We start from the raw sequence: 13,036 nt of genomic DNA, 5'->3' as shown, positions 1-13,036 counted from the left end.
GACTGCACGGGTCGTGAACAGGCTGTTGAACGGCCTCCTAAAACGCAAAAAAGCCGCGGAAGCGGCTTGGAACATCGGATGTCTGCGCTTCCCTACGCCGGCATTACCCGGATCAGGTACTAAGGGTCGCGGGCATTGCCGCTCTCAGTCGAAACTCCCCCAGCGTTTACATTAACCTAGTGTATTGGCGCGGGTCTGTCAATTGAATTTATGCCGCCATAATCCGGGAAAGTGGCAAGTAAAATTCCCCACCTTTTCAAATCTTCTCCCGCATCCGTTGTTTTGTGGTATAGTCGTGGCGCTTTCATTGCGTAATAAGCACTTCAGTTTGAGGGCATAATGACCGAAAAGAGAATTATACGGCGGCTTAAAAAACGTTTGACCGTCCATTTCGGCATCGACGGCGCAAGCCGTGTGGCATTCAGCGAGGACGTATCGACGACCGGCATGTTCATCAGAACCGCCAATGTCTGCCCACCCAACAGCAGGATCAGAATCGAATTTACCGTTGATGACAACCTGATTCAGGTTGACGCGCGGGTCATGTGGGCAAAGAAGGTACCGCAAAACCTCTTTCATCTGGCCAAGAAAAGCGGCATGGGGGTAAGGTTTCTGCGCTTCCAGGCCGGTGAAGAGCACTTCCTGCGGTTTCTTGAAGGGGCATGACCAAAGTCTCTGCGGCAGCCAGCCGGAGTGACATGGTTTCGAGAGGATGAAAAAAGACTCATGGCCTGTAAAAAGATATTCATAGCCGCCACCGGCCAACATTGCGGCAAGACCACCATCAGCCTGTCGCTCATGCATCTGGCGCGTAAAAAGTATGAGCGGGTCGGCTTCGTGAAACCGCTCGGCCCCAAATGCATCGAGTACAACGGCCTGACCATGGATATGGATGCCGCCATGATGGCCAGCGTTTACGGCCTGGATAGCGACGCACACCTCATGTCGCCCATGACCCTCACTCCCGGCTCGACCAGAAAATTTCTGGACGGCAAGATTTCCCCGGAAATACCCCGCACCCTCATCGCCGGGGCGATTCACGAACTGGAGCAAAAATACGACTTTCTGATCATAGAAGGAGCCGGCCACGGCGGCGTCGGCTCGGTGGTCGGCGCAAACAACGCCCAGGTTGCCACCATAGCGGGCGCACCGGTGCTCATGGTTACCAACGGCGGCATCGGCAATGTGATTGACGCCGTAGAACTGAACCTTGCGCTGTATGAGCGGGAAAAGGCCGACGTCCGCGTCATCATGGTCAACAAGCTGGTGCCGGAAAAACGCGAACGCTCCCTTGCCTACCTCAAGAAGGCCTTTAGCGGAACCGACCTCCTGGTGACAAGCGCCTTTGACTATAATCCGATCCTGGCCCATCCGACCCTGCAACATGTGGCTGTAATGCTCGGACAGTCGCTCAAAGGGAACCCCGACGACAGAAGCCGTATTTGCCATACCATCCAGTTGGGGGCGGCATCTTCACAGCGGGTCATCGATCACCTTGAAGACTCCACGCTGCTCATTGTGACCAGTTCGCGGGATGAGTTGATCGTCACCGCTTCTTCATTGCATCACATACCGGATTTCAGAAAACGTTTGGCCGGCCTGGTCATCAGCGGCCATGCCCCCATGTCGCTCATCACCCGGCAAATCCTTGACGACAGCAAGATCCCCTATATCCGCATCGAGGAGACCTCTTCGGAGGTTTTCCACCGTCTCAGGGAACACGTCTCAAAGATCGGACCGGAGGACCGGGAAAAAATCGAACTGATCAACTCAATCTCAGAACGCTATATCGACTTCCCGGCCATCGATGCCTTTTTGTAGCGGGCAATAATGTGCTCACCCTAACTTTAGGCAAAAAGTTCTTGACCTGACAGCGTTTTTGATATTTATAGACAAACATTCATATCTCCGGTGGTATTATGATTTTCCTGACCCGTATGGACAGACAGGCGATGTATTTGAACCCTGATCACATCGTCAGTATAGAGGAAACACCCGATACGGTCATTACGCTCTTCAACGGCCATCATTTTATCGTAAAGGAATCCGCCGCCGATATCATCAGCAGGGTTGTGGCCTTCCGCGCCAGGATCATACGGCGCTCTGGAAATGCCATAGGACGCAAGTACCTCACAAAGGCCAAAAAAAGCCTTTTTCGCAGTGCAACCCTGAACAGAAACCTTACCATCGACAATCGTGAAGAGCACGAACGCAGTCCATTTCACAGCCAGGAATTCTAGGATATGGATATCGCAACACTCATAGGCTTGTTAATGGGATTCGGGGCCATTTTCGGCGGTGCTGCGCTGGAAGGCCTGCACATGAAGGCGCTGATCCAGCCGACAGCCGCCCTGATCGTTCTGGGCGGCACCTTTGGCGCCGCGTTCGTGAGCTTCCCGCTTCCCGCCATTATCAAGGCCTTCAAGGATGTCAAAAACGCTTTCCTGCCGCCGAAGATCGATCACGATGCGGTGGTCAAGGACATCATCAACTATGCCACCAAGGCGCGACGCAACGGGCTCATCTCTCTGGAGCAGGAGGCCCAGTCCGCCAGAGACCCCTTTATCAAGAAAGGGATATCGCTGGTGGTCGACGGCATTGACCCGCAAAAACTGCGGGAAACCCTGGAAGCCGACATCATGGCCTACGAGGACAACACCAAACACAGCGTCGAGTTTTTCGAGGCGGCCGGCGGTTACGCCCCGACCATCGGTATCATCGGCGCCGTTCTCGGCCTGATCCACGTCATGAGCAACCTCTCGGATACTTCCAAGCTGGGGGCCGGCATCGCCGTGGCCTTCGTCGCCACCATTTACGGCCTGATGACCGCCAATATCATCTGTCTTCCCATAGCCAGCAAGCTGAAGATCCGCATGAAGGAAGAGGTGTTGCGGCGGGTCATGATCCTGGAGGGGTTGATCGCCATTCAGAACGGCGAGAACCCGCACTTCATCGAACAGAAACTGAAAGCCTTCGTAGGCGCCCATTAACCAGCCATGGCACTGAAAAAAGAACCGGAAAAACATGCCAATCACGAACGCTGGCTGGTATCCTACGCCGACTTCATCACCCTTCTGTTTGCCGTCTTCACGACCCTGTATGCCATGTCCCAGACCGACAAGAAGAAGGTCGAGGAGGTCATGCAGTCGCTTCAACAGTCCTTCGGCATGGTGACCGCCGGCGCGCCTTCGCCGAAGATCAACGTTATCCAGTCCAAGCCGATCAGCATCATACCGACCATCAAGCCGGAGATGTCCGTTGCCCCATCCGGGAGGGCCCGCAGCGGGCAGGCACGCACCCGTGCCGACGACAAGGATTTCCGCCAGATAAAGTCTTCCATTGAGGCCTACCTTGTGAAACAAGGCGCCCAAAACAAGGTCAATCTCACCATTACCCGGAGGGGACTGATCGTCAGCCTCAAGGAGGCCGGTTTCTTCGATTCCGGGCAGGCCCAGATCAAGCAGAGCGCCCACGAACTGCTCAACACCATTGCCGAGGTCATGACCCAGTATAACAATCCCCTGCGGATCGAAGGGCATACGGACAATGTTCCCATCAGCACCGCCCAGTACCCCTCCAACTGGGAACTGTCGACCGCCCGGGCCACCAATGTCCTCAAGTACCTCCTCAAATACTACGATGCGGAGCCCGAAAAGATATCCGCCACCGGGTACGGAGAGTTCCGCCCCGTCACGGACAACTCGACCCCCGAAAACCGCGCCAAGAACCGCCGCGTGGATATTGTCCTGCTCTCCGGAGAGGGCGAGCGGGGCGAGCCTTAGGCGGTTGTTGAAAAACAGCCATCTCGCCGCCGTCCTCGAAAGCCCTTTCGTGCGGCGTAGCGCTGCTACGCCTCCTCAGGGCCTTTAGCAGAACCGTTCCGGTTCTGTCCCTGCGGGATGAACTCCGCTCCGCTTCGTCACCGATAATCGCTGGGCGATTATACTGCGGGTGCTACGATCTGACTATTTTTGAACAACCTGAGTCCCGTCATTCACGCCGGCCGGCAACTCCTTATCCACCCACGTCACAACCACACCCTAAAGCACCCCACCGAAAATCGATCATCGTCTTCATGATGCGACACTTTCTGTCATAAGGCAATGCTATCGTTTCCTCAAATGAAACGGAGGTGTCTTATGGAACCGATGGTATTGCTGGGATTGATTGCGGTCGCGTATGGCGGGTATGTGGCGTGGCTTGACCTGCGGCAGGATGTTTCAGCCCTGCTCCCCGTCCGGCCCGCCAGGAAGGAGAGGCACGCAAAGGTCGGGGAGCGCCGCCTGCAGGCGCCGATCAAGAAGGTGGCGGGGGTGTACGTTTGAAATCGCCTTCAACAGGCTGTTCTTGACGTGGGGAATATCCTTTTCCAACTCCTTCAGAAGCTGTTTCATCCGCTTGCGCTGCAGGTCGGCCGTGCCGCAGACCGGGCAGCAGCAACAGACCACCGGCAGATCGGCTTCCCGGGAAAAGCGGATGATCTCCTCCTCGGCCAGGTACACAAGCGGCCTGATCACCACCGTCTCGCCGTTGTCCGCCAGCATGGAGGCCGCCATGGCCTTGAGCGAGCCGACAAAAAACTGGTTCAGCAGCAGGGTTTCGATGAAATCGTCCTGATGGTGCCCCAAGGCCAGTTTGTTGCACCCCAATTCCTGGGCTGCCGTATAGAGGGCGCCGCGCTTGAAGCGCGCACAGATCGAACAGAATGATGAACCGGCCCTGCGTTTTTCCTGAATGAGGGCATAGTGCTCGGTGGGCACCATGCGGTAGGTGAAGCCGTTCTCCCGCAGAAATCGCTCGATGACGTCCGTGCGGTAGCCGGGATACCCTGAATCGATGTTGACCGCCACGATCTCGAACGAAACGGGCGCGCGCCGGCGCAACTCCTCCAACAACAGCAGCAGGGTATAGGAATCTTTACCCCCCGACACCGCCACGGCAACACGATCCCCTTCCTCAATCAGGCCGAAGTCGGCAACAGCCCGGCCGATGCCATGCCGCAGCTTCCTGAGAAGCCCCTTATCTTTGAATTCGTCGAGCAAAAGCGTCATAAGCTCAACAGGCCCCGTCCCGCTCCACGCGCGCGAAGAAGTCCCGCACCAGGGGGGCGAAGGTCTCGTGTTCCAGCAGAAAAGCATCATGGCCGTAAGCGGACGTGATCAGGTGGTATTCGACCGGTTTACCCTGGCTGCGCAGGCAATCGACCATCTCTTCGGTCTGATAGGCCGGATAGAGCCAGTCCGAGGTGAAGGCGAAAAACTGCAGCGGCGCGGCCACCCCGGCAAAGGCCTCGGCCATTGATTCGTACCCCAGGGCAATGTCGTAGAGGTCCAGGGCCTTGGCCAGGTACAGGAAGGAATTGGCATCGAAGCGGTCCACAAAGTTGTAGCCGTTGTAATTCAGGTAGCGCTCCACCTCGAACTGGCCGAAAAAATCGAACTGGCCGTCCTTGGCCGAAAAGCGCCGACCGAACTTCGTGTTCATGGATTCGTCCGACAGGAACGTGATGTGGCCGATGCCGCGGGCCAAGGCCAGACCGTCCTTGGGGTTGTGCTTATACTCGCCTTTGCGCCACGTGGGGTCGTTGAAGATGGCCCAACGGGCCACGGCGTTGAGGGAAATGGCCTGCGGAGAGGGACGCGGCGTAGTCGCCAGCACGATGGCCGAAGCGATGTTCCCGGGATACTGCGTGGCCCACTCCAGGGCCTGCATCCCTCCCATGCTCCCACCCATGACGCACAACAGCTTCTCGATGCCAAGGGCATCGATCAAAAGCTTCTGGGCGCGCACCATGTCGCGCACGGTCACGACCGGAAAAGCAAGGTTATAACGTTTGCCGGTTTTGGGGTTGATTGACGTGGGGCCGGTGGAACCATGGCACGAGCCGATCACATTGGAACAGATCACGAAATAGCGGTCGGTATCCAGCAAACGTCCCGGTCCGACGATGGCGTCCCACCATCCCGGCCTGGCGTCCTCTTCGCGGTGTTTGCCCGCCAGGTGGGCGTCGCCGGTCCAGGCATGCTCCACCAGAATAGCGTTCGACCGGGATTCGCTGAGGACTCCGTAGGTTTCGTAGGCGAGCGTGATGGGGGCGAGGATGCGCCCGCTGTCCAACCTGATGCCGGATTGGAAGGCTATGGATTGTTCCGTGACAATGCCGACGGACATGAAAAAACCCCTTCACACGGTATGAGAAGGGGCTGAAACGCAACGGTTACAGCACACCCCTCATCTTTGCCTTTCGGCAGGAATTAGCACCTGACGCCTCATTGGCCGGTTGCTGTGGTTTCACAGGGCCTTTCCCTCCACCACTCTCGATAAGCAGGTCTATTGAATGAGAATAAGGGAAGAACGCGAGCATTGTCAACCAAATATGCTGCTTTTTGCGACCTTGCTCCCCAGCAGGCGGTGCCCGGGAAAATACCTGCACGGGCGTATTGCATTGGCGGAGCGAGGACCGGAAAGCGCATTCCTGCGGGCCGTTGCGGCACCAAATTATCTGGAAATGGGGTTGGGCATCTGGTATAAAACATACGGGAACCATGAAGGATCACGCACGCATGAGGAGGATAGGGATGAAACGACTGTTCTTGTTGCCGCTTTTGGCGCTGTTGTTCGGCTGCGCCCAGAACCATTTCAATGTTCCCACGGAGCATTTTGCCGCAAAGGTCAAGGTGCTCGGCGTTGCGCCTATCATCATCGATGTGAACTCCGACATCAGGTATCCCGAGAAAGACCAGCTCGTGAACCTGATTGCCGATATGAACCGCAAGTATGAACAGCAACTCGTCCGCAAACTCAAAGCGACCGGCGACTACTACACCGTGGCGCTTCTGGACGGCGATCCGCAGCGCATCTTCAGCGACCTCTTCTTCCGCAGCGAAAAGCGCGATGACGCCACGATACGGTACAATAAATATTTCTGGAAAACCGATGAGCTGCGGAATTATCTCAGGAAAAACAACCTGGACGCCGTCATGCTGTTGGTGGTCAGCGGCCTCACCCAGAACGAAAAGGTGTATTCCAATTCATTGCTGTCGTCCCAAACCAGTGACTATAACTACCTCATCCTCACCGCCCAGATCCTGGATGGCGACGGCACCATCCTCTGGGAATATCCCAACTTCCGCGGCCGCATTCTGTCATACTCGCCCCTGATCAACCTCCAGTACCCCGATTTCAGCGAGGCGGAGGCCAACTTATCCGGCAAGGCCGACCTGAAGTTCAAAACCCTCGACGGCATCAGGCGGACGTTGGATCAGAGGCAAAAAGATATTTTGCTGCGGGAGACACAGGAATCGCAGGTCTACGGAAAACAGTTCGACGATATCGTCTCGCTTCTGAAATATGACGCCGACGCGGAGAAAAAGGATGCCGTTCCGGCCGGCAAGCCGGCAACGAGCCCGGAGCAGCCGAAGCCGGTCGAACAACCCGTCCCGGCCCCCGCGATACAGCAACCGGCCGCTGCCCCTGCTGCCCCTGCTGCCCCTGCTGCCCCGACCGCGCCAGCCGCGCCCGTAGCCCCGGCCACCGACGAGATCGTCCCCGCCAAGGGGAGCACGCTCTAACGGTTTGTCCGGGAAATCACCTGGATTCCCCGGTAAAAACACTGCACCAAACAACAACGCCTTTCCGATTAGTGCAGGAAAGGCGTTGTTGTTTGGATTCTCAGCGCAAAAGCCACTGATGCAGGAGCGCCCCTCCCAGCCACAGGGCGCCCCCTGTTCCCAACGCCGCCGGCAGCCCCATCCCCTTCCGCAGGCAGAGGTATGCCGCCGCAAAGAAGACCATGGTGGGCACCAGGCCCCACAACACCCCTCTGGTATAGCCGGTGATAAGCGCCCCGTCTCCGGGCCGGTCCGTGGCCAGCCAGGCCAGGACGATCAGGCTGATGAGCGGCATGGTGGCGATCAGCCCCCCCAGCGACGGAATGCGTCTGCCCAGCAGGACGCAGGCGATAATGATCAGGTTGGCGACGGCGAGCTTCAGCAGGAACATCTTAGGAGGCTAGTAATAATAAGTTGAACAAAATTGCACTCGGATTTTGGTCGGATTTGGCGGTAGCGATTGGACAAAACCGCAGGCGTAGCAGGGCTACGCCGAGGATTTTGTGATTGAGCTGCGGCCAAAGATGGCCGGAAGATGAGATGCAAGACGTTCATGTTATTGTTGCTAGTCTCCTTACGATCATCAGTGACAGATAATCGGGGACATGGGCGGCGATCTCGGCAAAATCGGTCAGCACCTTCTGGCGGTCGCTCCCGACCCGTTCCACGAAGACCGTACCTTGTTCGCGGCCCGTCTGCCGAATCAGCTCCAGAATATCGGCGTAGACCGGCTTGACCTTGAGCAGCACCACCGTCTCAAATCTTACCAGAGCCTCGGCGATCTTCTCCACGCCGGCGGTGGCGGGGATGACCGCCATCTTTTCGTCGGCCTCCGCCAGCGGAATGCCGGCCTGGGCCGCAGCGGCGTTGACGCTGGAGATACCGGGGACGATCTCCAGGGGGATATGGGGGCAGATCTCCCGCAGGATGCGCTGCAGATAAATAAAGGTGGAATAGAACAGCGGGTCGCCGATGGTCACGAAGGCCACGTCCTTGCCGGCTTCAGCCCGGACGGCGATCAGGGCGGCCGCCTCCTGCCAGGCGGGTATCAGACGAGCCTTATCCGAAGTCATGGGAAACTGGTGAACAATGACCTCCTGGCGGGCTTCATCCAGGAACTCGCGGATGGTCGCCAAGGCCACGCTGGCTTCGGAGGGGTTGGACACCGGCGCCAGGATCACGTCCGCTTGCCGCAGGATACGCTCGGCCTTACGGGTCAGCAACTCGGGGTCGCCGGGACCCACCCCCACGGCGTAGATCGTTGCCACTATTCGTTCCCCTTGCGGGCAGTGATCACGTAGACCGGGTTCTGGGCCTCGAACATCTTGTACTCGGTCAGGTTACGGGTTTTGGCGATATTGACGCAGGCCGCTTCGATCGTAAAACCGTGATCCTCAAGGAATTCAACCGACTTGGTCAGGGTATCCAGGGTCACGGCGTTCAGTACCACCACCCCCTCCGGCTTGAGGCGGCCGTCCACCGTGGCGATGATCTCCTCCAGGTGCCCGCCGGACCCGCCGATGAAAACCCGGTCCGGGTCAGGCAGTGCGTCCAGCGCCTCCGGCGCCTCCCCTTCCACCAGCTTCACGTTGCGGGCCAGGAATTTTTTCAGGTTTTCCCGGATAAAAGTCAGGCATTGGGTATTCTGCTCCACGGCAAAGATGCGGCCATTGGGCATCAGGTTGGACGCCTCGATGGAGACGGAACCGCTTCCGGCCCCCACGTCCCACAGCACCAGGTCATCCTGCAACTGGAGCTTGGCCAGGGTGACGGCCCGCACCTCCTGCTTGGTAATCAACTTCTTCGAGGTCTGGAACTCCTCATCGTCGATGCCGATCAGGGGGTAGTGGGTCAGATTCGGCTCGTAGGTCCGGATCAGGATCAGGATATTGAGGTCGGAGGGCTTCAACTCCAGAAGACCGCGCACCGAGGTTTTGGTGAACTTCTCGCCCGCCAGCCCCAGATCCTCGCACAACCATGCTTCGTACCCCTCCGCACCCCGTTCGATCAGTTCTGCGGCAATGGTTGCCGGGGTGTTGACCTTGTCGGTCAGGACGCACGCCTTCTCGGCGGCCACGATCTTGTCCACTGCCGGATGCAGGCCACGGCCATGCACGGACACGAAGATGGCGTCATCCCACGGCTCCTTGATGCGGGCAAAGGCATACTGCATGCTGGTGACATTGGGAAAGATCTCGATCCGTTCCTTGGGCAGATTGCGCAGAAGGAAGCGGGATACGCCGAAGAAGGTGGGGTCGCCCGAGGCCAGCAGGGCCACGCGTTTTTCGGTCTTTTTGAGGAAATCCAGCAGTTCGGAAAGATCGCCCAGGGGCATCTTTTCGCCGGCATAGTTGGGAAAGCAGTCCAGGTGCCGCTGGTGGCCGATCATCACCCCGGACTTGCCGATGATCTCCAGCGCCTTGGCGCCAAACCCCTCCCACCCCGTGATGCCTGCCCCCACCAGATAGATCTTCTGTTCTGCCATTGCCTGCGTCCCCCTATGGGATTCAAACCTGCTTATGGGCAGGGACTATAGCATCCCGGCCGGCAAAAATCACCTGTTTACTGCCCGTCGTCACCGCGTGTTTTCCTTGATCACCCGCCCCGGGCTGACAAAGGAAATCCCCTGCCCCGATTTGGCGCCGATCATGACGCACTCCACAATTGGCTCGTTGATGACCTTGACGGCGTCCCAGCGGACGACGAAACTCGCCCCGAATCCGCCCGCCGTGTCCTGCTCGCCCAGGTATACGGACGTCGATCCCAGCGGTGGCAATGTCAACGGCTTGTCGAGGTGCGAGCGAAGCCGTTTGCCGTCGGTGCCGTAGTAGTCTATGGCGGTGACCCTCATCCGGTTGTGCAGATCCACATTCCGGATGCTCAGCATGGTCGCCAGGCTGAAAGGCAGCGCTTTCGGCCCGCTGAAAACATTGGAATAGGCCGGCACATATACGGTCTGCCCCCTGGAAAGCCGGTATTCAAGGGCATCAGGGGCGGCCGAGGCCGGGGCGTGGCCGCAGATGGCCAGGATAAGCATTATCGCCGCCAGTGCGATACGCGGGTGGTGCTTCATGTCATCCCTCCTGTTCTGTCTTGCATTAAATGGCCGGGGCTGCCCCCGTGAACACTCCACCCTGAATCCGTGGCGCCTTCACGGTGGAGCGAGCGACATGCCGGAGTCCAACACCGCCCAAACAGCATCATGCCAACTGTGCCGTCGGTCCTCCGCCTCGGTGGAGATACGGCCTGCAACGCCGGGGCTGAGGCATGCCAAGCGAGAGGAGCCGTGAAGGCGCCACGGATTCAGGCCCATGTCATGAATTTTCAGGCCGAGACGAGCCGCAGATACTCGCGTTCACTGATCAAGTCGCGGCTGCTTGCCACCCGGTCCAGAAAGACCATGCCGCTGATGTGATCGTATTCATGCTGGAAAACCCGGGCAATAAAACCGGACAATTCATCATCGCACACTTGGCCCGTGCGGGACAGATAGCGCACACCGATACGCAGGCTGCGCGGCACCATACCCCGGATGCCCGGCACGCTCAGACACCCTTCCCACCCCTTCTCGATCTCATCCGACTGCCAGAGGATCTCCGGGTTAAGCATGGGGGTCGGCTCCATTGCCGGGGCTTGGGGATACCGGGGATTAGGGCGTGAAGCCACTACGAACAGGCGCAACGGCTCATACACCTGGGGCGCGGCGATACCGACACCGTTGGCCTCGGCCATGGTCGCCAGCATGTCGTCGATCAGCGCCTGCAGGGCCCTATCGGCCGGATCGCCGACAAGCTCGGTCTCCTGGCGGAGAACCGGTTGTCCCAATTGGGCTATCTGACGAAGAATGGTCATGGAAACCCCCTCTCCTTCTCACTATCGCGGCAGTTACAGCCTGCCGAGAATCTCTGTGCAGACCATCTCGTGGGTACGTCCCCTGCAGTCAACCGTCACATCCGCATATGCCACATACAACCTGTGCCGCTCTTCAAAGAGTTCGGCAAAACTCTGGCCGGGGTGTTTGGCAACCCCTCTCCTCCCCAGGTCCAAGGCTCTCGACTCAAGGGTGGCCAGGTCAACATCCAGAAAAACCACAACCCCGTTTTCGGCCAGATGCGCCATGGCGGCCCGGCTATAGACGGCGCTCCCCCCCGTCGCGATGACGTGATCCCGGCACTCAAGGTCGAGCAGGATGCGTTCTTCGATCTCCCGCAGGGCCATATATCCCTGGGAGTCGATGATGCTCTGAAGCGAGCGGCGCTCGCAGCTTTGGATGAGGACGTCGGTGTCGATGAAGTCCAACGAGGCCAGCTTGGCGAGGATGACGCCAATCGTGCTCTTTCCGGCCCCCGGCATCCCGATCAGCACAATATTGGAGGCGGCGCAGGGTCGCTCAGGCGCCCTCAATCCGCACCTCTCCCAGCTTGCTCTTCACGCTTTTCACCTTGTCCTCCATGGTCTGGATACGGTCCGTACGTGTTCCCACCTTTATGGTCGTGGTGATCCGGGGTGCACCCATCCCATGCACGACCTCATGGCACTGCCTGACCGCCGCGAACACGGCATCCCACTCGCCTTCGATATCCGTCCCGTTCGCATGTAATACAACCTTCAGGCCTGCCTGGGACAGCACCTTTTCACACGCAGCCACATAGGGCGACAACGATACGCCGACACCAATCGGCACGATGCACAAATCCACGATCACCTTCATACGGACGTCTCCCTCCCCCTTGTGGCAACGAGTGCCGCCAAAAGCATGTCCAATCTTCTCCCTCGTACGGGCTCGACCCCGCCCCTCTTCTACGTGCCGCTGAGAGCCGCCGCTTTCGCAAAGGCGGCCTCCATGTCGGGAAGATGCGAAAGTTCGGGGACCACCTGGATATAGCGGACTATGCCCGCCTTGTCCACGACAACCACCGACCGGGCAAGCAGCATATTGTCGCCGATGAGCAGCCCCGTGGCACGGCCGAAGGCGCCTTCCTTATAGTCGGAAAGAAAGGTGAGCCCCCCAAGCTTTGCCTCTTCGGCAAAACGTTTCTGGGCAAAAGGGGTATCACGACTGACAACGATACGGACCACATCCCGGGGAAGTCGCGCACCCTTTTCGCCAAGATAGTGTGTCTGGAGCTCGCAGACCTTGGTATCGATGGAAGGGACCACGCTCAAGATGAGAACCTTCCCTTCCATTTGCGATATATCGACTTTTTCCATCGTAAAAGCATCGATCAGGGCGGTTGCCGGCAGAGGGCGTCCCACTTGCAAGGGGGTGCCGACAAGTTGGTGCGTCTCTCCCCTGAGGCTGACCGTCGCGCCGGGCGCCGATGACCCAAGGTCTATGGGGACAGGCGCCCCCCCATGAAGGGCGCAGCCTCCTCCCAGAAGAAGAGCGGCCGCGATCAGGGTTCGTATCGTGCCATTTTTCATTA

General features: G+C 58.5%; 16 protein-coding genes and 2 riboswitches. Of the genes, 6 read left to right on the top strand and 10 right to left on the bottom strand.

The window, feature by feature from the left end:
• Positions 1-72: 72 nt before the first annotated feature.
• A riboswitch (TPP riboswitch) is annotated at positions 73-171 on the bottom strand.
• A 168-nt stretch (positions 172-339) separates the two neighbouring features.
• From LDN12_RS01965 to LDN12_RS01945, 5 genes are all read left to right on the top strand, one after another.
• Positions 340-666 (top strand): PilZ domain-containing protein, encoded by a 327-nt coding sequence (locus tag LDN12_RS01965; RefSeq protein ID WP_223921017.1) that lies wholly within the window; start codon positions 340-342, stop codon positions 664-666.
• 60 nt (positions 667-726) lie between these two features.
• Positions 727-1,821, top strand: a complete 1,095-nt coding sequence (locus LDN12_RS01960) for an AAA family ATPase (RefSeq protein WP_223921016.1) — start codon at positions 727-729, stop codon at positions 1,819-1,821.
• Positions 1,822-1,919: 98 nt separating this feature from the next.
• Entirely contained in the window at positions 1,920-2,240 is a 321-nt protein-coding gene (locus LDN12_RS01955; protein ID WP_223921015.1) for a flagellar FlbD family protein, read from the top strand.
• 3 nt (positions 2,241-2,243) lie between these two features.
• On the top strand, positions 2,244-2,990 hold the full coding sequence (locus tag LDN12_RS01950; RefSeq protein WP_223921014.1) for a flagellar motor protein: 747 nt from the start codon (positions 2,244-2,246) through the stop codon (positions 2,988-2,990).
• Between the two features lie 6 nt (positions 2,991-2,996).
• A complete protein-coding gene (locus LDN12_RS01945) occupies positions 2,997-3,782 on the top strand; it encodes an OmpA family protein (protein ID WP_223921013.1) in 786 nt (261 codons plus the stop codon).
• 438 nt (positions 3,783-4,220) lie between these two features.
• Here LDN12_RS01945 and ttcA read toward each other — a convergent pair whose 3' ends face one another.
• Positions 4,221-5,051 (bottom strand): tRNA 2-thiocytidine(32) synthetase TtcA, encoded by an 831-nt coding sequence (ttcA, locus tag LDN12_RS01940; protein WP_223921012.1) that lies wholly within the window; start codon positions 5,049-5,051, stop codon positions 4,221-4,223.
• A 4-nt stretch (positions 5,052-5,055) separates the two neighbouring features.
• Complete coding sequence (locus LDN12_RS01935; RefSeq protein ID WP_223921011.1) at positions 5,056-6,171, bottom strand: homoserine O-acetyltransferase; 1,116 nt, start codon at positions 6,169-6,171, stop codon at positions 5,056-5,058.
• A gap of 57 nt (positions 6,172-6,228) precedes the next feature.
• Positions 6,229-6,327: riboswitch (SAM riboswitch) on the bottom strand.
• 251 nt (positions 6,328-6,578) lie between these two features.
• On the opposite strand from LDN12_RS01935, the gene LDN12_RS01930 reads away from it, so the two are divergent.
• Positions 6,579-7,571, top strand: coding sequence for a hypothetical protein (locus tag LDN12_RS01930; RefSeq protein ID WP_223921010.1), 993 nt, complete (start codon positions 6,579-6,581; stop codon positions 7,569-7,571).
• 100 nt (positions 7,572-7,671) lie between these two features.
• On the opposite strand, the gene LDN12_RS01925 is transcribed toward LDN12_RS01930, so the two are convergent.
• From LDN12_RS01925 to tpx, 8 genes are all read right to left on the bottom strand, one after another.
• Positions 7,672-8,001 (bottom strand): DUF3147 family protein, encoded by a 330-nt coding sequence (locus LDN12_RS01925; RefSeq protein WP_223921009.1) that lies wholly within the window; start codon positions 7,999-8,001, stop codon positions 7,672-7,674.
• A gap of 160 nt (positions 8,002-8,161) precedes the next feature.
• Positions 8,162-8,878 carry a precorrin-2 C(20)-methyltransferase gene (gene cobI / locus LDN12_RS01920; protein ID WP_223921008.1) on the bottom strand — a complete coding sequence of 239 codons (717 nt, stop codon included), beginning with the start codon at positions 8,876-8,878 and terminating at the stop codon, positions 8,162-8,164.
• Entirely contained in the window at positions 8,878-10,095 is a 1,218-nt protein-coding gene (cbiE, locus tag LDN12_RS01915) for a precorrin-6y C5,15-methyltransferase (decarboxylating) subunit CbiE (RefSeq protein ID WP_223921007.1), read from the bottom strand. Before cbiE ends, cobI begins: the two co-directional genes overlap by 1 nt.
• Positions 10,096-10,185: 90 nt before the next feature.
• The gene (locus LDN12_RS01910; RefSeq protein ID WP_223921006.1) at positions 10,186-10,683 is read right to left on the bottom strand and encodes a DUF3124 domain-containing protein; all 498 of its coding nucleotides are present in this window, start codon (positions 10,681-10,683) and stop codon (positions 10,186-10,188) included.
• Between the two features lie 251 nt (positions 10,684-10,934).
• Positions 10,935-11,462, bottom strand: a complete 528-nt coding sequence (def, locus tag LDN12_RS01905) for a peptide deformylase (protein WP_223921005.1) — start codon at positions 11,460-11,462, stop codon at positions 10,935-10,937.
• 33 nt (positions 11,463-11,495) lie between these two features.
• A complete protein-coding gene (locus LDN12_RS01900) occupies positions 11,496-12,014 on the bottom strand; it encodes a shikimate kinase (protein ID WP_223921004.1) in 519 nt (172 codons plus the stop codon).
• Positions 12,001-12,321, bottom strand: coding sequence for an MTH1187 family thiamine-binding protein (locus tag LDN12_RS01895; protein WP_223921003.1), 321 nt, complete (start codon positions 12,319-12,321; stop codon positions 12,001-12,003). Before LDN12_RS01895 ends, LDN12_RS01900 begins: the two co-directional genes overlap by 14 nt.
• Positions 12,322-12,410: 89 nt before the next feature.
• The gene (gene tpx / locus LDN12_RS01890; protein ID WP_223921002.1) at positions 12,411-13,034 is read right to left on the bottom strand and encodes a thiol peroxidase; all 624 of its coding nucleotides are present in this window, start codon (positions 13,032-13,034) and stop codon (positions 12,411-12,413) included.
• Between the last annotated feature and the right edge of the window lie 2 nt (positions 13,035-13,036).

This window comes from Geobacter sp. AOG2 (assembly GCF_019972295.1).
In the GTDB taxonomy this organism is placed as follows: domain Bacteria; phylum Desulfobacterota; class Desulfuromonadia; order Geobacterales; family Pseudopelobacteraceae; genus Oryzomonas.
Note: the sequence above shows the minus strand (reverse complement) of the source record. Positions and strands in the feature narration are given on the sequence as shown.

Excerpts from the sequence above, each read along its gene's own strand:
- LDN12_RS01950 (WP_223921014.1), top strand. The coding sequence starts at position 2,244 with ATGGATATCGCAACACTCATAGGCTTGTTAATGGGATTCGGGGCCATT.
- LDN12_RS01965 (WP_223921017.1), top strand. The coding sequence starts at position 340 with ATGACCGAAAAGAGAATTATACGGCGGCTTAAAAAACGTTTGACCGTC.
- LDN12_RS01895 (WP_223921003.1), bottom strand. The coding sequence starts at position 12,321 with ATGAAGGTGATCGTGGATTTGTGCATCGTGCCGATTGGTGTCGGCGTA.
- LDN12_RS01925 (WP_223921009.1), bottom strand. The coding sequence starts at position 8,001 with ATGTTCCTGCTGAAGCTCGCCGTCGCCAACCTGATCATTATCGCCTGC.
- LDN12_RS01910 (WP_223921006.1), bottom strand. The coding sequence starts at position 10,683 with ATGAAGCACCACCCGCGTATCGCACTGGCGGCGATAATGCTTATCCTG.
- tpx (WP_223921002.1), bottom strand. The coding sequence starts at position 13,034 with ATGAAAAATGGCACGATACGAACCCTGATCGCGGCCGCTCTTCTTCTG.
- LDN12_RS01955 (WP_223921015.1), top strand. The coding sequence starts at position 1,920 with ATGATTTTCCTGACCCGTATGGACAGACAGGCGATGTATTTGAACCCT.
- LDN12_RS01935 (WP_223921011.1), bottom strand. The coding sequence starts at position 6,171 with ATGTCCGTCGGCATTGTCACGGAACAATCCATAGCCTTCCAATCCGGC.
- def (WP_223921005.1), bottom strand. The coding sequence starts at position 11,462 with ATGACCATTCTTCGTCAGATAGCCCAATTGGGACAACCGGTTCTCCGC.
- LDN12_RS01930 (WP_223921010.1), top strand. The coding sequence starts at position 6,579 with ATGAAACGACTGTTCTTGTTGCCGCTTTTGGCGCTGTTGTTCGGCTGC.
- LDN12_RS01960 (WP_223921016.1), top strand. The coding sequence starts at position 727 with ATGGCCTGTAAAAAGATATTCATAGCCGCCACCGGCCAACATTGCGGC.
- cbiE (WP_223921007.1), bottom strand. The coding sequence starts at position 10,095 with ATGGCAGAACAGAAGATCTATCTGGTGGGGGCAGGCATCACGGGGTGG.
- LDN12_RS01945 (WP_223921013.1), top strand. The coding sequence starts at position 2,997 with ATGGCACTGAAAAAAGAACCGGAAAAACATGCCAATCACGAACGCTGG.
- ttcA (WP_223921012.1), bottom strand. The coding sequence starts at position 5,051 with ATGACGCTTTTGCTCGACGAATTCAAAGATAAGGGGCTTCTCAGGAAG.